Source organism: Subtercola sp. YIM 133946, from assembly GCF_036553535.1.
Taxonomy (GTDB): Bacteria; Actinomycetota; Actinomycetes; order Actinomycetales; family Microbacteriaceae; genus Subtercola.
The window spans coordinates 28,110-47,323 of sequence record NZ_JAZHPE010000026.1; the positions used below are offsets into that span (position 1 = coordinate 28,110).

General features: G+C 69.5%; 18 protein-coding genes. 7 read left to right on the forward strand and 11 right to left on the reverse strand.

Going from position 1 to position 19,214, the window contains the following annotated elements; translation table 11 throughout:
- Positions 1 to 43 precede the first annotated feature (43 nt).
- On the forward strand, positions 44 to 1,051 hold the full coding sequence (gene cofD / locus V3W46_RS09945; RefSeq protein WP_331782950.1) for a 2-phospho-L-lactate transferase: 1,008 nt from the start codon (positions 44 to 46) through the stop codon (positions 1,049 to 1,051).
- Positions 1,052 to 1,080: 29 nt separating this feature from the next.
- A complete protein-coding gene (locus V3W46_RS09950; protein ID WP_331782951.1) occupies positions 1,081 to 1,893 on the forward strand; it encodes an amino acid deaminase in 813 nt (270 codons plus the stop codon).
- A gap of 42 nt (positions 1,894 to 1,935) precedes the next feature.
- On the opposite strand, the gene cofC is transcribed toward V3W46_RS09950, so the two are convergent.
- The 5 genes from cofC to V3W46_RS09975 are packed head-to-tail and all read right to left on the reverse strand — an operon-like array spanning position 1,936 to position 7,349.
- Positions 1,936 to 2,568, reverse strand: coding sequence for a 2-phospho-L-lactate guanylyltransferase (cofC, locus tag V3W46_RS09955; RefSeq protein ID WP_331782952.1), 633 nt, complete (start codon positions 2,566 to 2,568; stop codon positions 1,936 to 1,938).
- Positions 2,565 to 3,413 (reverse strand): coenzyme F420-0:L-glutamate ligase, encoded by an 849-nt coding sequence (cofE, locus tag V3W46_RS09960; RefSeq protein ID WP_331783075.1) that lies wholly within the window; start codon positions 3,411 to 3,413, stop codon positions 2,565 to 2,567. Before cofE ends, cofC begins: the two co-directional genes overlap by 4 nt.
- Before the next feature lie 34 nt (positions 3,414 to 3,447).
- The gene (locus V3W46_RS09965) at positions 3,448 to 4,449 is read right to left on the reverse strand and encodes a TIGR03557 family F420-dependent LLM class oxidoreductase (RefSeq protein ID WP_331782953.1); all 1,002 of its coding nucleotides are present in this window, start codon (positions 4,447 to 4,449) and stop codon (positions 3,448 to 3,450) included.
- 41 nt (positions 4,450 to 4,490) lie between these two features.
- Complete coding sequence (coaD, locus tag V3W46_RS09970; protein ID WP_331782954.1) at positions 4,491 to 4,976, reverse strand: pantetheine-phosphate adenylyltransferase; 486 nt, start codon at positions 4,974 to 4,976, stop codon at positions 4,491 to 4,493.
- An 18-nt stretch (positions 4,977 to 4,994) separates the two neighbouring features.
- Positions 4,995 to 7,349 (reverse strand): ATP-dependent DNA helicase RecG, encoded by a 2,355-nt coding sequence (locus V3W46_RS09975; RefSeq protein ID WP_331782955.1) that lies wholly within the window; start codon positions 7,347 to 7,349, stop codon positions 4,995 to 4,997.
- Between the two features lie 100 nt (positions 7,350 to 7,449).
- Here V3W46_RS09975 and rsmD point away from each other — a divergent pair, with 100 nt between their 5' ends.
- From rsmD to V3W46_RS09990, 3 genes are all read left to right on the forward strand, one after another.
- Positions 7,450 to 8,022 carry a 16S rRNA (guanine(966)-N(2))-methyltransferase RsmD gene (rsmD, locus tag V3W46_RS09980; protein WP_331782956.1) on the forward strand — a complete coding sequence of 191 codons (573 nt, stop codon included), beginning with the start codon at positions 7,450 to 7,452 and terminating at the stop codon, positions 8,020 to 8,022.
- Positions 8,023 to 8,204: 182 nt separating this feature from the next.
- The gene (locus V3W46_RS09985) at positions 8,205 to 8,894 is read left to right on the forward strand and encodes a TetR/AcrR family transcriptional regulator (RefSeq protein ID WP_331782957.1); all 690 of its coding nucleotides are present in this window, start codon (positions 8,205 to 8,207) and stop codon (positions 8,892 to 8,894) included.
- A complete protein-coding gene (locus V3W46_RS09990) occupies positions 8,891 to 10,624 on the forward strand; it encodes an MDR family MFS transporter (protein WP_331782958.1) in 1,734 nt (577 codons plus the stop codon). The genes V3W46_RS09985 and V3W46_RS09990 overlap by 4 nt, the downstream gene beginning before the upstream one ends.
- Before the next feature lie 263 nt (positions 10,625 to 10,887).
- On the opposite strand, the gene V3W46_RS09995 is transcribed toward V3W46_RS09990, so the two are convergent.
- A complete protein-coding gene (locus V3W46_RS09995; protein WP_331782959.1) occupies positions 10,888 to 11,190 on the reverse strand; it encodes a DUF7882 family protein in 303 nt (100 codons plus the stop codon).
- Positions 11,191 to 11,287: 97 nt separating this feature from the next.
- Entirely contained in the window at positions 11,288 to 12,430 is a 1,143-nt protein-coding gene (locus tag V3W46_RS10000) for a thiamine-phosphate kinase (RefSeq protein WP_331782960.1), read from the reverse strand.
- A 23-nt stretch (positions 12,431 to 12,453) separates the two neighbouring features.
- On the opposite strand from V3W46_RS10000, the gene V3W46_RS10005 reads away from it, so the two are divergent.
- Positions 12,454 to 13,125, forward strand: coding sequence for a DUF3515 family protein (locus V3W46_RS10005; protein ID WP_331782961.1), 672 nt, complete (start codon positions 12,454 to 12,456; stop codon positions 13,123 to 13,125).
- A gap of 75 nt (positions 13,126 to 13,200) precedes the next feature.
- Here the strand turns inward: V3W46_RS10005 and V3W46_RS10010 are convergent, their stop codons facing one another.
- A complete protein-coding gene (locus V3W46_RS10010; RefSeq protein WP_331782962.1) occupies positions 13,201 to 15,249 on the reverse strand; it encodes a M3 family metallopeptidase in 2,049 nt (682 codons plus the stop codon).
- A gap of 78 nt (positions 15,250 to 15,327) precedes the next feature.
- Here V3W46_RS10010 and V3W46_RS10015 point away from each other — a divergent pair, with 78 nt between their 5' ends.
- Positions 15,328 to 16,161 (forward strand): aldo/keto reductase, encoded by an 834-nt coding sequence (locus V3W46_RS10015; protein WP_331782963.1) that lies wholly within the window; start codon positions 15,328 to 15,330, stop codon positions 16,159 to 16,161.
- A gap of 186 nt (positions 16,162 to 16,347) precedes the next feature.
- Here V3W46_RS10015 and V3W46_RS10020 read toward each other — a convergent pair whose 3' ends face one another.
- Genes V3W46_RS10020 through V3W46_RS10030 form a run of 3 tightly spaced genes read right to left on the reverse strand, consistent with a single transcriptional unit; the run spans position 16,348 to position 19,212 of the window.
- Positions 16,348 to 17,436, reverse strand: coding sequence for a D-alanine--D-alanine ligase family protein (locus V3W46_RS10020; protein WP_331782964.1), 1,089 nt, complete (start codon positions 17,434 to 17,436; stop codon positions 16,348 to 16,350).
- On the reverse strand, positions 17,339 to 18,484 hold the full coding sequence (locus tag V3W46_RS10025) for an NAD(P)H-dependent glycerol-3-phosphate dehydrogenase (protein WP_331782965.1): 1,146 nt from the start codon (positions 18,482 to 18,484) through the stop codon (positions 17,339 to 17,341). The genes V3W46_RS10020 and V3W46_RS10025 overlap by 98 nt, the downstream gene beginning before the upstream one ends.
- Positions 18,484 to 19,212 carry a lysophospholipid acyltransferase family protein gene (locus V3W46_RS10030; RefSeq protein WP_331782966.1) on the reverse strand — a complete coding sequence of 243 codons (729 nt, stop codon included), beginning with the start codon at positions 19,210 to 19,212 and terminating at the stop codon, positions 18,484 to 18,486. Before V3W46_RS10030 ends, V3W46_RS10025 begins: the two co-directional genes overlap by 1 nt.
- Positions 19,213 to 19,214 lie beyond the last annotated feature (2 nt).

Here is a 19,214-nt window from a genome sequence, read left to right on the forward strand (position 1 = left end):
TCACCTGCGCTGAGGGGCCGCCCCGAGGTGTGAGGATGGACGGGTGAAGATAACGGTACTGGCCGGCGGCGTCGGCGGCGCGAAGTTTCTGCGCGGGCTGCGCGCGCACCTGCGACAGGTCGACCCCGACGGGTTCGGCGGCACGGCGAGCGAGGTCACCGTGGTCGTCAACACGGGTGACGACGTCTGGCTCACCGGGCTGCGCGTGTGCCCCGACCTCGACTCGATCATGTACACGCTCGGCGGCGCCAACGACGAGGTGCGCGGGTGGGGGCGGGTGGGCGAGTCTGAACGCGTCAGCGCGGAACTCACCGAATACGGGGTGGGATGGCCGTGGTTCACGCTCGGCGACCTCGACCTGGGCACGCACATCACCCGCTCGCACCTGCTGCGCGAGGGTCTCACGCTGAGCGAGGTGACGGCGCGGCTCTGCGCGCGATGGAACCTGGGAGTGCGCCTGCTGCCGATGAGCGACCAGTCGGTCGAGACGCACGTGGTCGTGGCAGACCCCGAGCAGCCGGGTGGCGAACGCTCCATGCACTTCGAGGAGTGGTGGGTGCACTACCGCGCCGGGTTGACCGCCCTGCGGTTCGAGCAGCGCGGTCTCGCGTCGGCCGTCGCCGCGCCGGGGGTCGTGCAAGCCATTCTGGGCGCCGATGTGGTGCTGTTCGCGCCGTCGAATCCGGTGGTGTCGATCGATACGATCGTGGCTGTGCCGGGCATCCGTGACGCCCTCGTCGAGACAGGTGCGCCCGTGGTCGGGGTCTCGCCGATCATCTCGGGGTCGGCGGTGCGTGGCATGGCGCACGCCTGCCTCAGCGCGATCGGTGTCGAGACGGCGGCCGATGCGGTGGCGCTGCACTATGGGGCGCGCGACTCGGGCGGGCTGCTCGACGCCTGGCTGGTCGACGAGAGCGATGCCGCGCTGGTGGCAGGGCTCGAGGAGGCCGGGCTGCGGGTGGCGGCGGTTCCGCTGTGGATGAACTCGGTCGAGGCCACGACCGCGCTGGCGGCGGCGGCGCTGGCGGAGGCGGCCGGGCTCACCGTCTGAGCGGGGGCGACCGCGGCCTAGCATGGGGCGTGGCCGAAAACGGGGACTTCATCGAGCGGGTGATGCGGGCATCCGTCGCCGCGGCGGGCGTGGAGGCTGCGGCGGCAGAGGGCGCGGGCGGGGTCGACGCTGAGGTCAGCGCGAAGTCGAGAGCCGAGGTGGGGCGGATGCTCGCGCAGAACCTCCCCGAGCTGATGACGAGCCTCGGGCGCGACAGGGCTGCCGGGGCGTTCGCGCGCTGGGGGCTGTCGACCGTGGTCGACGAGAACCTGCAGCAACCGGTCATCGGCCGTGCCCTCTTCGAGTCTCTGCACGACGCGGCGGGCATCGAGGCACGGTGGCCCCTCGGCAACGCCGGCCTGCTGCACGTCTACGGATACCTGCTGTCGACCGTCTCGACCCCGTATGGACTCAAACGTGAGCGCTGGATCGGCACCGACCTTTCACACGCACTGGGGCTGCCCGACGGTGCGTTCGTCACGGCGTTGGCGTCGCCGGACGGCGAGGTGGGCCTGCTGCAGTTCGTCACCGCGGCGCTGACAGGCTCCCGTGCGGCGGCCGACACACGGGTCGTCGTCGACGAGTTCGCCGGCGAGGAGCGCGAGGAGATCGCCCGCGCGACCTTCGTAGGGCCGCGCGACGCGGTCGTCGGGGCGGTCGTCTATGAGATCGTGCTGGCCGAGACGGCGCACCTGATCACGGCGTTCCCGGTGGGGGTGTCGAGCGAGCGCTGGCTCGAGGGGTTCACGGCCGCGCCGCCGCGCCTCAGGTACAACGCCGCCGCCCACGAGCTGCCACCGCGGTCGCCGCTCGCGTCGCGCCGCGTGCGCCTGCTCGACTGACGCGCCGGCGGGGCGTCAGGGCACGGGGTGCGCGAGGGGGCGTCAGGCCACCGGGTGCGCGAGGGCTCGGGCCGTGTGTGGGCCGACGCCCTGGCGCAGGGCGCGCTCGAGGTCGGCGGGGGTATCGACGTCGCGGCGCAGGGTGGAGCCTTCGGGCAGGGCGAGGGAGGTCATGCCGAGGCCGACGTGGCGCGCGGCCGAACCTGGGCCGAAGGCCGGCGTGAGCGCGGCGTGTGGCTGGGCTGTGATGGTGGTGGTTCCGGTGCCGTCGGCGTCGGCGACGAAGGCGGTGGGATGCCCGGCGGCCAGCTCGAGCGCCTCAGCCACATCGCGCGTGGCGAGCGTCGGCAGGTCGGCGGTGATCACGGCCACAGCGCTGTCGGGGTGTGTGCGCCGCGCCCGCTCGAGCCCTGCGGCTATGGCCGCGTTGAGTCCGTCGCCCGGATCGGGCACGATCTGCGCCCCGAGCCCGGCGAGCGCGGAGGCCGCCTCGGGGTCGCTCGTGACGACGACGAGCTGCCGAACATCCGCAACCGCAGCGATGGCGCCCACGGTGTCGAGAGCGAAGGCGAGCGCCAGGCGCCGCCGCTCGACGGGGCTGAGTGGGAAGTCGGCGAGGCGTGTCTTCGACGCCGTCGACCCCTTGACCGGAACGACGACGATCCAGTCGGTCACGTGCGCCCGTCGAAGGGTGTGACGCCGCGCCCGGTGGCAAGGCCCTCGGCGTAGCCGGCGGCGCGACCCTCGGCGAGGGCCTCGTCGGTGCCGAGGCGGAACATGTCGGTCGGTCCCGTGCGGTTCAACGCGCGCGCCGGAGTGTCGAGCGTCTCGACCACGAAGCGCCCGAGGCCGCGCACGAGGGCCACCGGAACACCGGTCGCCTTGCCCTTCACGAGGTCGGCCGCGGCCGCGATCTCATCGGCGACGGCGATCTGGGTGACCTCGAGGCGCTGCCCGAACGCGTCGACGCCGCCACGCAGGTCGTCGACGACCGACACCCCGGCCGCCCCGATCGCGGCGTCGGTCTGCCCTTCGCGCCACGCGCGACCGAGCGTGTCAGAGACGAGGATGCCCAGCCTCACGCCGAACCGCGCACGCAGTTCGGCCGCCAGCGCTCGCGCCGACGCATCGGGGTCGACGGGCAGCAGCAGCACGGTTCCGGCCGGGGTGTTGCTCGCGTCGACGCCGGCGGCCGCCTGCACGATGCCCTGACGGTTCTCGACGATGCGGGTCACTCCGCCGGGATGGGCGCGGGTGGCCACCACGCGAACAGTCTCGGCCGTGATGGCGTCTTCACGATCATCCGCCCGCACCGACCGGCCCTCGGCCTTCGAAACGATCTTGCTGGTCACGACGAGGATGTCACCGTCGATGGGCGTGATTGCGCTCTCACCGAGGGCGTCGCCGATCAGCACCCCGAGCCGATCGCCGGCCGAGATCTCGCCCATGCCGCCGACGGCATACACGCTCAGGCCGGGCTGAGCGCCCGGCAGCTCACCCGCCGTCACGCCGGCGCGCATCGCGCCGCCCGGTGCCTGGTCGCCCACCCGCACGTCAGCGATGGAGCTTCGGCAGCACGTCGCGGCCGAAGACCTCGATCCACTCGGCCTGGTTGCGGCCGACGTTGTGCAGGTAGACCCGGTCGAAGCCGAGGTCGATGAAGCGCTGGATGTACTCGCGGTGCGCATCGGGGTCGCTCGAGATCACCATGCGGCCCTCGAAGTCTTCCGGCCGAACGAGCTTCGCCATCTGCTCGAACTCGAACGGCGAACGAATGTCGGCCTTCGGAAACTTCATGCCGCCGTTGGGCCATTCGACCATGGCGTTGGTCAGCGCTTCCTCGTCGGTGGGGGCCCACGACATGTGCAGCTGAAGCACCTTCGGCATGGTCGAAGGGTCTTTGCCCGCCTCGCGAGCGCCCTCGTCGAACTTCGCGAAGAGCCCTGCGATCTTCTCGAGCGGGGCACCGACGGTGATGAGGCCGTCGGTGTGCCGCCCGGCGCGCTTCGCCGTCACCGGGCCGGCGGTCGCCACGAGGATTTCGGGCGCAACCTCGGGCATGGTCCACAGGCGGGTCGACTCGAGCTTGTAGAACTCGCCCCGGTGCTTGACGTCTTTGCCCGCGAGCGAGGCGGTGAACAGTTTGTTGATGATGTCGATGGCCTCGAACATCCGGTTGATGCGTTCGGGAGTCTCGGGCCAGTACTGGCCGACGATGTGCTCGTTGAGCGCCTCACCCGACCCGAGCCCGAGCCAGTGCCGCCCGGGGTACATGGCGGCCATCGTGGCGCTGGCCTGGGCGACCATCGCCGGGTGCCAGCGGAACGTCGGCGCCGTCACGCCCGGCCCGAAATCGCCTTTCGTTCGCTCGCCCACGGCGGTCAGAACGTTCCAGACGAACGACGCCTGCCCCTGCTGCGGAACCCACGGCTGGTAGTGGTCGGCCGCCATCACACCGCTGAAGCCGTGCTGTTCGGCCAGGGCGCTCAGCGCAACGGCCTCTGACGGATGGAACTGCTCGAGCATGGCGGCGTAACCGATGGTGAGGTCTGACATACCTCAATCCTGCCACCTCGGTCAGGCGGCCCGCCCCGGGGTCACTCGTGACTGGCCAGAAACTCGGCGACGGCCTTCGGCACGTAGGGAGCCACATCGCCCCCGAGACCGGCCACCTGACGCACCAGCGAACTCGAGACGTGAGCATGGGCCGGGTCTGGCAGCAGAAAGATCGTCTCGACGCCCGCCAGGTTGCGGTTGACGATCGCCATCGGCGTCTCGTACGCCACGTCGACCTGCGAGCGGATGCCCTTCACCAGCACCTTCGCCCCGACCTCTTCGCAGTAGTCGACGAGCAGCCCCATACTCCATGACGTGACGACCACGTTGCCCGTGACCCCGCCGTCGACGATGGCCTGCTGGATGAGCGACACCCGCTGCGCGATCGGCAGCAGCGCCGACTTGTCGGGATTGTGCACCACGACCACGTGCACTTCGTCGAAGATGCCGGCCGCGCGCGCGATCACGTCGATGTGCCCGAGCGTGACCGGGTCGAACGATCCGGGTACGACAGCGATGGTGTTCATGCCTTCAGGCTACCAAGCTCAGCTTTTGGCCAGGAACGCACGGTCGCTCTCGTCGAGCCGCCGGGCGAGCGCATCACGCAGCTCCGGATGCCCGGCGAGCGCCGCGTCGTCTGCGAGCACCTCTGCCGCCGCCTGCCGAGCCTCACCGATGAGCTCACCGTCGGCCACCACCCGCAGCAGGCGCAGCGACGAGCGACCGCCCGACTGGGTGCTGCCGAGCACGTCGCCCTCGCGGCGCAGCTCGAGGTCGATCTGCGCCAGCTCGAAGCCGTCGAGGGTGGAGGCGACGGCGTCGACCCGCTCGCGGGCGAGCGAGTCGGCTTCGGCGTAGGTGACGAGCAGGCAGAGCCCCGGCACGCCGCCGCGCCCGACCCGGCCGCGCAGCTGGTGCAGCTGCGAGACGCCGAACCGATCTGCATCCATCACCACCATCGTCGAGGCGTTCGGCACGTCGACACCGACCTCGATGACCGTGGTGGCCACGAGCACGTCGATCTCGCCGGCCGCGTAGGCCTGCATCGTCTGGTCTTTCTCTTCGGCGCTCATGCGGCCGTGCAACGGTTCGATGCGGCGGCCGGCCAGCTCGGGCCGGGCGCGGGCCTCGGCGAGCACGGCGGCGACGGTGGCCATCGGGCGCGGGGGCGACTCGCCCGCGGCAGCCGGCGGTGCGGCTGCGCCGGCCTTGCCCTTCGGGGCCGGCCGGGCATCCATGTCGTCGGCCTCGAGGCTGTCGGCCGGTTCGGAGACGCTCGGCTCGATGGCCGGGCAGACGAAGAAGGCCTGGCGCCCCTTGTCGAGTTCTTCGGCCGTGCGCTGCCAGATGCGGCCCACCCAGCCGGGCTTCTCGGCGAGCGGAACGACGAAGCTCGAGATGCCCTGGCGCCCGGCAGGCAGTTCGGTGATGGTGCTGATATCGAGGTCGCCGAACACGGTCATCGCCACCGTGCGCGGAATCGGCGTGGCCGTGAGCACCAGAACGTGCGGCGGCAGGGCTCCCTTCAGCCGCAGCGCCTCGCGCTGTTCGACGCCGAAGCGGTGCTGCTCGTCGACCACGACGAGGCCGAGGTCGTAGAACTGCACCGCATCGCTGAGCAGCGCGTGCGTGCCGATGACGATCTTCGCCTGCCCCGACACCATGCGCAGCAGTGCCTTGCGGCGCACCGCGACGGGCAGCTGGCCGGTGTGCAGAGTGGGCATGAGCTCGGCCGAGAGGTCGGGGCCGAGCACCCGCACGATCGACCGCAGGTGCTGGGCGGCGAGCACCTCGGTGGGCGCGAGCAGCGCGGACTGGCCGCCCGAGTCGGCCACGGCCAGCATGGCGCGCAGGGCCACGAGCGTCTTGCCCGAGCCGACCTCGCCCTGCACCAGCCGGTTCATCGGCTCAGACTTCGCCAGGTCGGCCGCGATCTCGCTGCCGACCAGCTGCTGGTCGCCCGTGAGGGTGAACGCGAGCGCCCGGTCGAAGCGGTCGAGGTAGCCGCCCGGCTTCGGCACGCGGGGTGCCGCCGCCTGGGCGTGCGCGGCCTGCCGCTGCTGCAACAGGGCCGTCTGCAGCACGAGGGCCTCCTGGTACTTCAGCGCCGACCGCGCCTTCAGATAGTCGCTGTCTCGCTGCGGCTGGTGGATGAGCCTCAGCGCGGTGCCGAAATCGATGAGGCCGCGCTCGGCCCGCACCGCTTCGGGCACGGGGTCGCCGATCGGCCCCACCGCCTCGAGCACGATGCCCATTGCCGCCTGGATCTGCCAGCTCGACATGGTGCCGCTCGCCGGATAGATCGGAATCGGCGACTCCGCCCACTTCTTCGCCTGGTCAGACACACTGCCGTCGAGTTCGAGCAGGTCGAGTTCGTCGAACAGCTGGTAGTCGGGGTGGGCGAGCTGCAGAGCACCCCGGTACTCCGACACCTTGCCCGCGAAGATGCCGCGCAGTCCGGGCCGCAGCTCGCGCGCCCGCCACGCCTGGTTGAAGAACGTCAGGCTCAGGATGCCCCGGCCGTCAGAAATCGACACTTCGAGTATCGACCCCCGCCGTGCCTTCATCGACCGCTCGGTCACCTTTCGAATCTCGGCCACGATCGTGACGGTCTCGTTCAGCGGCAGCTCGCCGAGCGCTGTGAGCTCGCCCCGCCGCGCGTACCGACGGGGATAGTGCCCCAGCATGTCGCCTACCGTCGTGATGCCGAACGCCTTCTGCAGGGCGCCCGCCGTTCGTCCGCCGAGGATGCCCGACACTCTGTCGTCGAGCGGCGACCCTGTGCCGAGGTTCGCACGCCGTTCGTCGGCGGTGAGCTCGCGCGCCGCGCGGTCGTCGGCGGTGGTGCGCGACGAACCGCGGGCGGCGGCCTGCGCGGCGGCTTCGTCTGGCGGGGTCATACGCCCGATTCTAGGCTTCGGAGGCGACAGCCCGGCCCTCGTGACGAAGGCCTGTGGAGAGTTCTGCCACCTGTGCACAACGCCTCGCTACCATTCAGCTATGACCCGCATCATCGCCGGATTCGCCGGCTCCCAACGCCTCGCGGTGCCCTCGGCCGGCACCCGACCCACCAGCGACCGCGTGCGCGAGGCGATCTTCTCGGCCCTGCAGTCGCGCGACCTCATCACCGGGTCGGCCGTGCTCGACCTCTACGCCGGCTCGGGCGCCCTGGGGCTCGAAGCGGCGAGCAGGGGGGCCGCCGAGGTGACCCTGGTGGAGAAGAGCCCCGCGGCGGCGCGGGTCGCCCGGGCCAACGGAACGATCATCCACTCGGCTGCGGCCGCGTCGAAGGCGACCAGGCCGCGCATCACGGTCGCCGCCCAGGCGGTCACGGCGTTTCTCGGCACGTCGCCGGCGCGCTACGACATCGTGTTCGTCGACCCGCCGTACGATCTCGGCGAGGCGGAGCTGGCCGACACCCTGCACCGGCTTGTTCATCACGTCGAGTCGAGCGGCACAGTGGTGGTCGAGCGCACGTCGAGGTCACCCGCGCCGCTGCTTCCCGCGGGTCTCACCCTCGATCGGCGAAAAGACTACGGCGAGACGACGCTGTGGTGGTTCGTGGCCGACTGACGCCGACGATGCAGGGCAGCGGACGGGCAGCGCAGGCACCGCTGATGCACCGGGCAGCACACGTTGACTCCGCAGATTTGCATCACAGCAGATTTGCGGAGCAGCAGATTTGCATCACAGCAGATTTGCAGCTTCGCACATTTGCACTTGCGAAAGTTTGCAGCAAGCGCAATAATTGAGTCATGGAAACAACTGCCCCCGTCGGTCTGCGCGACAAGAAGCGCGCCGAGACCCGGGCCAGGCTCGAGCGTGCGGCCGTCGAACTCGTGCTGCAGGGCGGCCTGGCTCACGCGACCGTCGACGCCATCAGCGAGGCCGCCGACGTGTCGAGCCGCACCTTCTTCAACTATTTCGACAGTAAAGAAGACGCCATTCTCGGCATTCGCGACCTCGAGGTGACCGACGAGTCAGTCGCTGAGCACCTGGCCGAGTACGGTGCGGGTTCAGCCGCCGGCCCTGCCGACGGCTCGGGCGAGCCCGACATCGTCGAGTCTGTCGTGCGGCTGCTGTTCTGGGTCATCGGCCCCTCGATCACCACGACAGAGCTGCACGCCTCGCGCATGAAGGTCGTGAAGGCCCACCCCGAGCTGCTGAGCAGGCACGTCACGCAGATGACCCGCATGGCCGACCAGCTCACCACGGCCATCCAGACACTGCTTCAGGCGTCGCCCGCGTTCGCGAACGACTCACCCGAATCGCTCGCCGCCTCGGCCGACGTGCTCTTCGCCATCTGCAGCGGGGGCGTTCGCGTCGCCGTCAGAGAGTGGATCACCGAGGGCAGCGCCACAACCCGCGGCCTCGCCGCCACCCAGAACAACTTGGAATCGCGGGCCATCGAGCTCGTCAGAGAGGTAACGAAGAAAATCCAATGAGTGCCACAACCACGTCGGCGCCGACCGCAGCGGCCGCCCCGACCTCGAAACGCAACATCCTGCTGGTGTTCGCCGGTCTCATGGTGACGATGCTGCTCGCATCGCTCGACCAGACCATCTTCAGCACCGCGCTGCCGACCATCGTCGGCCAGCTCAACGGCGTCGACCTGATGCTCTGGGTCACCACCGCGTACATCCTGGCGTCGACCATCGTTCTGCCGGTCTACGGCAAGCTCGGCGACCTCATCGGTCGCAAGGGCCTGTTCATCATCGCGATCAGCCTGTTCATGGTGGGTTCGGTCATCGGCGGGCTCGCCCCCGACATGGGCCAGCTCATCGCCGGCCGCGCCATCCAGGGCCTCGGCGGCGGTGGTCTGATGATCCTCTCGCAGGCCATCATCGCCGACGTCGTGCCCGCCCGCGAGCGCGGCAAGTACATGGGCATCATGGGCGGCGTCTTCGCCCTGTCGAGCGTCGCCGGCCCGCTGCTGGGCGGCTGGTTCACCGAGGGGCCCGGCTGGCGCTGGGGTTTCTGGATGAACATTCCGCTGGGCATCCTCGCGATTCTCTCGGCCGTGATGTTCCTGAAGCTGCCGAAGGGCGCGCAGGGCAAGCCCCGTATCGACTTCGCCGGCATGGTTCTGCTCGCACTCGCCTCGACCGGCCTCGTGCTGACCACCACCTGGGGCGGCAACACCTACGACTGGGATTCGCCCACGATCATCGGCCTCATCGCCGGCACCGTGATCGCCGCCATCGCGTTCATCATGGTGGAGCGTCGGGCTGCTGAGCCCATCATGCCGCCGTTCCTGTTCAAGCAGAAGAACTTCATCTTCACCACGATCGCCGGTCTCATCATCGGCATCGCGATGTTCGGCGCCCTCGCCTACCTGCCGACCTACATGCAGATGGTGACCGGAGCGGACGCCACCCAGGCGGGGCTGCTGATGATCCCGCTGATGGCGGGCCTGCTGATCACCTCGATCGGCTCTGGCCAGCTGGTGAGCCGTACGGGCCACTACAAGTTCCTGCCGATCGTCGGCACGATCATCACGGCCGGCGCGCTTCTGCTGCTGTCGACCATGACCGCCGGCATGCCGGTCTGGATCATCTGCGCCTACCTCGCCATCATGGGCATCGGGCTCGGCATGTGCATGCAGATTCTGATCCTCATCGTTCAGAACACGTTCCCGCTGCGTGTCGTCGGTACGGCTACGGCGTCGAACAACTACTTCCGCCAGATCGGCGCCTCACTCGGCACCGCGATCGTCGGCAGTCTGTTCACCGCGAAGCTGACCACTCTCCTGGCCGAGAGGATGCCCGCCGGAACCGGCACCGCCGGTGGCAACAACTCGCTGACCCCCGACCTGGTTCGCGCGCTGCCCTCCTCGGTTCGCGACGTGATCATCGGCTCGTACAACGATGCGCTCACCCCCGTGTTCCTGCTCATGGTTCCGCTGGTGCTCGCCGCCACGGTGCTGCTGTTCTTCGTGAAAGAGAAGCCGCTGGCCACCACGCTCGACCGCGGCGACGTGCTGTCGGAGTCGCTCGAGGTCGACGGCGCGTCACGTGTGTCGCTCGCGACGGGCGCGCTCGCTGTGGTCGACGCCGCTGACCACGACGACCCCGATGCTGAGCTGGCTCTGCTGACCGAGGGCGAGTCGGAGTCTGCGTCTGCGTCGGCGTCTTCGTCTTCCGCCGAGCACTCGGGCCCTCGTCACTCGCTGTAGAGCAACCCCAACGCCGGTTGAGTAGCGCCGCAGGCGCGTATCGAAACCCCCATGCTGCACCGGGTCTCGATACGCGCTTCGCGCTACTCGACCGGCGTTTTCGGGTACCCCGCCCGCGCTACTCGACCGGCGTTCTGGGGTACCCCGCCCGCGCTACTCGACTGGCGTTTTCGGGTACCCGCCCGCGCTACTCGACCGGCGTTCTGGGGTAACCCGGCCGCGCTACTCGACCGGCGTTTTCGGGAGCACTCGCGCCGCCGTCGTCACAGGTCGGGCTCGGGCAGCAGCTGCAGGCCGACCGTGGTGCTCGCCCCCAGCATCAGGGCCTCGATCCAGGCGCGGTTGAGGGCCGGCTCCTTGCTGCCGTAGAACTTGAACTGCAGCGGAATCGACGGGTGCATCCACAGGCTCGCGTGCCCGGCGCCCGAGTCGGGGCCGTAGGCGTACTGCATTGTGAACGACTCGCCCCGGCGCAGCTTCGTGACGATGACCACGCGCAGGTGGGCGAGCACGCGGTCGTCGAACTCGATCTCGACCCCCGGCGTTCCATAGATCAGTTTGCCCATCGCTGCAGCTCCCGTCGCGTCGCCTCCACCTGGGCGCGATCGCTGTCGTCGCGGGGCTGGGCCTGAGACAGATTCTAATCCGCCGCCGATCGGGCACTCAGCCCGCGGCGCCGTTCCAATCGGTGAAGGGATCCCACCCGCCGGGCTTCACGTAGGCCTCGCCGCCGACGGTGACGAGCGGATGCCCGTCGGCGCGTTCGCGCACCACTCCGATCGCGCGAAATCCGGGGGGCAGCTCGCTCCCGGCCGTGAACGTCGCGAGCAGGGCGTGGTCCTCTCCTCCACAGAGCACGAAGTCGCGGGCTTGTGCACCGACCACCGCATCGACGGCTGCGAGCGCCGCCGCCTCTGCTTCGATGGCCGCATGAGAGAAATCGATCGAGCATCCACTCGCCGCGGCGATGCGCCCGGCGTCGAGCACCAGCCCGTCAGACACGTCGAGCATCGCCGTCGCACCGGCGCGGGCCGCGGCGACCCCGGCCGCCAGTGGCGAGGCGGGGGCGAGCTGCGCGTCCACGATGGCCGGATGCGCTGCGCGAACGGCCCGGCCCAGCTCGGCGTCGGGATGGCGCTCCCCCACGGCGTCGAGGTGGGGCGCCCTCTCGGCGTCGGGATGGCGCTCTTGCGCTTCCGGGGCACCGGGGGTGGTGGCCTGGTCGAAGAGCAGCCGGATGCCCGCGCCGGCCCGGCCGAGGTCGCCCGCCACGGCCACGGTATCGCCCGGGCGGGCACCCGAGCGCACGACGGGAGGGCGGCCGTCGAGGTCGCCGAACGCCGTGACGGCGAGGGTGAGAGTGTTCGAAACCGAGAGGTCTCCACCCACCACCCCCGTGTCGGGCGCGAGCTCGGCGCAGGCATCGTGCAGTCCGTCGGCGATGCCCTCGAGCGTCGCGACCGGGGTGTGCAGTGGCGCGGCGATCGCCACGACGAGGGCCGACGGTGTCGCGCCCATGGCCGCCACGTCGGCCAGGTTCGTCACCGCCGCCTTCCAGCCGAGGTCGTGCGGCGTCGACCACGCGAGGCGAAAGTCGGGGCCGTGAATCATCATGTCGGTCGTGACCACGAACCGGGCATCCGGCGCCGCGATGACCGCCGAGTCGTCTCCCGGCCCCAGAAGCGCCGCCCGCGCGTCGGGCAGGCGCGGAAAGACGCGCCTGAGCGCCTCGACCTCGCCGACGCTCTCGAGAGTGTCGGTCGCGGGCGAGAACGAAAGCTGAGGGTGCGCCCCACGAGTACTCACCTGTCAACGGTAGCCTGTCAGTGATGTTCGCCCGCACCGTGCCCTCTCACCGCGACCCTGCCCAGCCCCGTCGGCGCCGGAACCTGCTCGTGCCCGCCGTCGTCGCCGTGACGCTCGTGAGCGTCGCACTGACGGGATGCGCGGCCACCGTCGCCCTCGACCCCGCCGCCGACGCCACCGACCCCGGCTGCGCCCAGGTCATGGTGCGCCTGCCCACGACCGTGGGCGACGACCAGAGCCAACGCGAGACGAACGCGCAGGCCACCTCGGCCTGGGGGTCGCCGGCATCGGTGCTGCTGCGCTGCGGCGTCACTCCGCCCGGGCCGACCACCCTGCCGTGCATCAACATCCTGCCGCCCGGGGGCACGAGCGTCGACTGGATCGAAGACGACTCGCAGAAACCGTCGTACACCTACACCACGTTCGGTCGCACTCCGGCGACGCAGGTGGTCGTCGACTCGAACGCCGTCTCGGCGACGACCGTGCTCACCGACCTGAACACAGCTATCTCGGCCATCCGCGCCACGGCCGAGTGCACCGCCCCCGACGACATCCTCGGCACAGGCGGCAGCACCTCGGGTTCGACGATGACCCCCGCCCCGTCGCCGCTGCCGACGCAGGCTCCGGTCGACCCCCTCGCCCCCGAGACCCCGACCTCCCCCACCCAGTTCGCGACCGACGCCCCCTCGAACTGACCCGGTTCGCCGACCGAAGCCCCTCGAAACTGAGCTCGGCCGGTCACGCCACGCAGGCGTCGAACGAGCCCGCGATCAGGCGGTGAGGCCCCGGCGGGCGAGGAGGGGGGCGATGTCGGCAGGGCGGCCGCGGAAGTCGAGGTAGGCGTCGAGGGGCGCCACCGAGCCGCCCACGCCGAGCAGGCGGAGGCGAAAACGGTCGCCGTTCGCCCGGGTGAGCCCGCCGTTCTCGCGGAACCACTCGACGGTGTCGGCGTCGAGCACCTCGCTCCAGATATAGGAGTAGTAGCCGGCGTCGTAGCCGCCCGAGAACGTGTGGGCGAAGTAGGTGCTCGAGTACCGCGTGGGCACCGCCGGGTTGTCGAGGCCGGCGGAGGCGAGCGCTGCCGCCTCGAAGGCGGCGACCTCACCGCCCTCAAGCGCGGCGGCCTCGGCGGGGGTGAGCGCATGCCAGGCCTGGTCGAGCAGTGCCGCCGCGAGGTACTCCGAGGTGGCGAATCCCTCGTTGAAAGCGGATGACGCCTGCAGTCGCTGCACCAGTTCTGCGGGCATGGGGGCGCCTGTCTCGTGGTGCACGGCGTAGTTCGCCAGAACCTCGGGCCAGAGCATCCACATCTCGTTGACCTGGCTCGGAAACTCGACGAAGTCGCGAAACACGCGCGTGCCGGCGAACCGCGGGTACGTCACGCGAGCGAACAGCCCGTGCAGCGCATGCCCGAACTCGTGGAACAGCGTCGTGACCTCGCTGCGGGTGAGCAGCGTGGGGGTCGCATCTGCGGGCTTCGGCACGTTGAGGTTGTTGGTGACGATCACCGGATGCCCGAGCAGCGAGCTCTGTGAGCTGAGCGAGTTCATCCACGCCCCACCACGCTTCGAGTCGCGCGTGTACAGGTCGAGCAGATAGAGCCCGACAACGGCCCCACGCTCGGCATCCGACCCCTCGCGCACCTCGAAGATGCGCACCTCGGGGTGGTACCCGACCAAGTCGGGCCGTTCGGTGAATGTCACTCCGTACAGGGCTTCGGCCGCGAAGAAGACGCCGTCTCGCAGCACCCGCTCGGCCTCGAAGTAGGGCCGCATCTGTGCCGAGTCGATGTCGTAGACAGCCTGGCGCACCTTCTCGCTGTAGAACGCCCAGTCCCACGCCGCCAGCTCGAACTCGTCGCCGACGAGCTTCTGCAGCTCGGCCTGCTCAGCCCGGGCGTTGCGCGCTGCAGGAGCGGCGAGCTGCCGCAGCAATCCCAGCACGGCTTCGGGGGTCTTCGCAGTCTGGCCGCTCGTCACGAAGGCCGCGTGCGAGGAGAACCCGAGCAGGGCGGCCCGCTCGGCCCGCAGCAGCGCGATCTGCAGCACGATGGCGCTGTTGTCGTGCTCTCCGCCGCGCGCGCCCCGCGATCGCGAGGCCGTCATGATGCGCTGCCGCACTGAGCGGTCGGTGAGCTGTGCGAGGTACGGATGCCCGGTCGGCAGCACCAGCGTGATGAGGTACTTTCCCGGCATCCCCCGTTCGGTCGCGGCGGCAGCCGCCGCTGAGACCTCTCCCGCGCCCAGCCCGTCGAGCTCCGACTCGTCGTCGACCACGACGGCGAGCTCGTTCGTGTCGGCCAGCAGGTTCTTCTCGAACCGGGTGGTGAGAGTGGACAGCTGCCGATTCAGCTCGCGCAGAGCGGTCTTACCGGCGTCGTCGAGCCCGGCGCCCGAGCGGGTGTAGCCGTCGTAGTACTGCTCGACGAGGTAGCGCCCCTCGGCATCCAGCTCCTCGCGCGCCTGCCAGACGTGTCGGATGCGCTCGTACAGGGCGGCGTTCAGCCGTATCGCGTCGGAGTGCGCCGCGAGCTGCGGTGCCAGCCGCTCTTCGAGCGCATTCGTGAAGTCGGTGCTGTCGGCCGATGCTTTGTTGAAGAACACCGCGGAGACGCGCGACAGGGTCTGGCCGCTGCGCTCGAGGGCGACCAGCGTGTTGTCGAAGGTCGGGGCATCGGGCTCGCCCACGATGGCCTCGACCTCGGCGAGCTGCTCGGCCATGCCACGTTCGAAGGCCGGCGCGTAGTGCTCGTCGCGTATCTCGGCGAAGGGCGGCAACCCGAACTCGAGGGGGCTGGGTTCGAAGAACGGGTTCGTCATACCCTGAGCCTATTGCGGCGAGCGCAAGCCCCCGTTGCGAACTGGCAGCCCCGCCGTGTGGCCGCGTAGCGTGGAAGCATGACAGTTCCTAACGTGACCCTGAACAACGGCGTAGAGATTCCCCAGCTCGGCTTCGGAGTGTTCCAGATCGACCCGAAAGACACGAAAGAGGCCACCCTCACCGCGCTCGAGGTGGGCTACCGACACATCGACACCGCCGAGATGTACGGCAATGAGAAGGAGGTCGGCGAGGCCGTCGCCTCATCCGGCCTGAAGCGCGACGAGATCTTCGTCACCAGCAAGCTCAACAACGGTTTTCACGCGACGAAGGATGCTCTGCAGGCGTTCGACACCACCATGGACGACCTCGGCTTCGAGTACCTCGACCTCTTCCTGGTGCACTGGCCGCTGCCCAAGATCGGCGACTTCGTCGAGACGTGGCAGGCCATGCAGCAGATTCTCGAAAGCAAGCGCGTTCGCGCCATCGGCGTCTCGAACTTCCAGCCGCACCACATCGAGCGCCTGCTGAAGGAGACCGACGTGGTTCCGGCCGTGAACCAGATCGAAGTGCACCCCTACCTCACGCAAGACGATGTGCGCGACTTCAACCGCGAGCACGGCATCGCCACCGAGGCCTGGTCGCCTATCGCCCAGGGCAAGGTGCTCGACGACGCCACCATCGTCGACATCGCCGAGCGTCTCGGCAAGACCCCGGCCCAGGTCACCCTGCGCTGGCACATCCAGCGCGGCGACATCGTCTTTCCGAAGTCGGTGACCCGTGAGCGTGTGGTCGAGAACTTCAACCTGTTCGACTTCGAGCTGAGCGACGACGACATCGCCGCCATCACGGCCCTCAACCGCGACGAGCGCACCGGCCCGAACCCCGACGAGTTCAACTACATCCCCAGCTAGGCGGGCGGGCGGTTTCGATACGCGGCGCTGCGCGCCGCTACTCAACCAGCGGCAGGTCGCTGGTCGAGTAGCGCGCAGCGCGTATCGAAACCAGGGTCAGGTCGCTGGTTGAGTAGCGCGCAGCGCGTATCGAAACCAGCGGCAGGTCGCTGGTTGAGTAGCGCGCAGCGCGTATCGAAACCAGCGTCAGTCGAGGGCGAGCGCGATCAGCTCGTCGATGATCTCGGGGTAGGTGAGCCCCGTGGCGATCCAGCACTTCGGAAACATCGAGATGGGCGTGAAGCCCGGCATCGTGTTGATCTCGTTGATGACGAAGCCGCCCGGCGTCAAGAAGAAGTCGACGCGGGCGAGCCCTTCGCAGCCGATCGAGCTGAACGCCCGAACGGCCAGCGACTGCATCTCGGCGAGTTCGGCAGCCGTGAGGTCGGCCGGGCAGACGAGGTCGATTCCGGGGGCGTCGAGATACTTGGCGTCGAAGTCGTAGAATTCGCGGTCGGTCATCACCACTTCGCCGGCGACGGATGCCCGGGGCTCTGCTCCCGCCCGGCCACCGAGCACGCCGCATTCCACCTCGCGCCCCACGATGCCCTCCTCGACGAGCACGCGGTCGTCTTCGGCGAAGGCGGTGGACATGGCCGCGCCGAGCTCCGCCCACTGCTTCACCTTGCTCACGCCCACACTCGATCCGGCCCGGGCGGGCTTCACGAACACTGGCAGCGTGAGGTCTGACGACACCAGCTCGGTGACGGCGTCGGGTGCCTCGTTCCACTGCCGGGAGGTGACGGTGTGCCACGGCGCGACGGCGATGCCGGCCTGCGACAGCACGGTCTTGGTGAAGTGCTTGTCCATGCCGAGGGCGGAGGCGAGCACACCGGCCCCGACGTAGCGCAGCCCGACGAGTTCGAGCAGGCCCTGGATCGTGCCGTCTTCGCCGTAGGGCCCGTGCAGGATGGGGAAGACCACGTCGACGTCGCCGAGCGAGCGAACGGTGCCACGGGCATCCGTCACCGTCAGTTCGCGCGAGAGGGCACTCTCGGGCCAGTGCACCCGGGTGCCGTTGTCGCCCACCGTCGGCAGGTGGGCCGGGTCGAGCGCGAACTTCGACGCGTCGTCGTCTTCGAGCACGAACGCGCCATCGCGGGTGATGCCCACCGGAATCACCTCGTAGCGCGAGCGGTCAATCGCCGTGAGTACTCCGCCGGCCGTCGCGCAGCTGATCGAATGCTCGCTGGAACGGCCGCCAAAGAGCAGAGCCACCACGGTTTTGTTTGCCATCGTTCGGCCTTTCGCCCTGGGGTTCGAGTGAGTCTGTCGTGAGATGCGGTGCAATATCCCGAGGGTTCAGCGTACCGGCAAGCACCTGGCTGACCTGCTGCACAATGGGCATGTCGACCCCGCGGGCGGCGGCGAGCGTGAGAATCGGGGCGACCGATGACAGCCCCTCTGCCGTCTGCTGCATGCGCCCGACCACGTCGGCGAAGCTGTAGCCCTGCCCGAGCAGGCGGCCGGCCGTGTTGTTGCGCGAGAGCGGCGAACTGCTGGTCGCGATGAGGTCGCCGAGGCCCGCAAGGCCCGCCATGGTCTCGGGATGCGCGCCGTAGGCGACCGCGAACGCCGTCATCTCGGCCAGCCCGCGGGTGATGATCGAGGCTTTCGTGTTCTCGCCGTAGCCGACTCCGTCGACGATGCCGATCGCCACCGCGATCAGGTTCTTGAGCACGCCGCCGAACTCGGTGCCGACGACGTCGGTGTTGACGAATGAGCGAAAGTAGCGGTTCGTGGCCACCATCGCCACGGTCTCGGCGGTCACGATACTGTCAGACGCGATGACGGCGGCGGTCGGCTGCTCGCGGGCGATCTCAAGGGCGAGGTTGGGGCCCGACGCCACGGCGAGCCGGTCGCGGTCGAGGCCGAGCCCCTGCTCGAGCACCTCGCTCATGCGCAGCCCCGTGCCCTTCTCCACGCCCTTCATCAGGCTGGTGACGATGGTCTCGTCGCCGATCAGCGGCCTGAGCGCATCGAGGTTCGACCGCAGCGACTGGCTCGGAATCGACACGAACACCAGCGAAGCCCCGGCGACGGCGGCTTCGAGGCTCGCGGTGGCGCGGATGCTCGGCGGCAGGTTGATGCCCGGCAGGTAGTCGCTGTTGCGTTTCGCCTCGTTGATCTCACGCGCGAGTTCGGGGCGCCGTGCCCACAGCGTCACGTCGGCTCCCCCGTCGGCGAGGATCTTGCCGAACGTGGTGCCCCAGCTGCCCGCCCCCAGCACCGTCACCGTGCGCGGCGGCACGACGATCGCCTTGGGTTTCGCCCGTCTCGCCATCAGAGTGCCCCGAATTCTGTCTGGTTGTGGTCGGCCGGGTTCCAGCGCTCTGCCGGTGCCGGCTCAGCGCGCAGGTCTTCGAGCAGCCCCGTGATCGCCGTCATCACCCGGTCGGTCGCCTCGACGAGGATGCCCTGCGTCAGCGGCACGCCACGAAAGTCGCTCAGGTCGACCTCGTCGCCGTACGACACGTGCACCGTCTTGCGCGGAAACAGGCTGATCTTCTTGCTCCAGCGCGGCAGGATCGCCTGAGTGCCCCAGTGTGCGACAGGGATGATCGGCAGATCGTTCTCGAGCGCGATGCGCACCGCACCCGACTTGCCCCGCATCGGCCAGAGGTCGGGCTGGCGCGTGAGGGTTCCCTCGGGGTAGACGATGACGCCCTCACCCGAGGCGGCCAGGTCGTGCGCCGCCGAGATGGCGGCTGGGCCCGAGGTGCGGGTGGTGCGTTCGACCGGTACCTGCCGCACGGCGCGCAGCGCCCAGCCGAGCACGGGAACGCGGAACAGCGACGCTTTGGCGAGAAAACGGGGCACTCGCCCGAGCTTCCAGACCGACCATCCGATGATCACGGGGTCGATGTCGCTGAAGTGGTTGGGGGTGAGAACGAACGAGCCGGTCTTCGGCAACTTGTCGCCGTTCTGCACCTCGAGCCGCGCGATCGCCGTCATGAAGGCGATCGCGGGTAACGCCAGAACCCGGAACGACAGGTTCTTCTCGTTCGCCACCG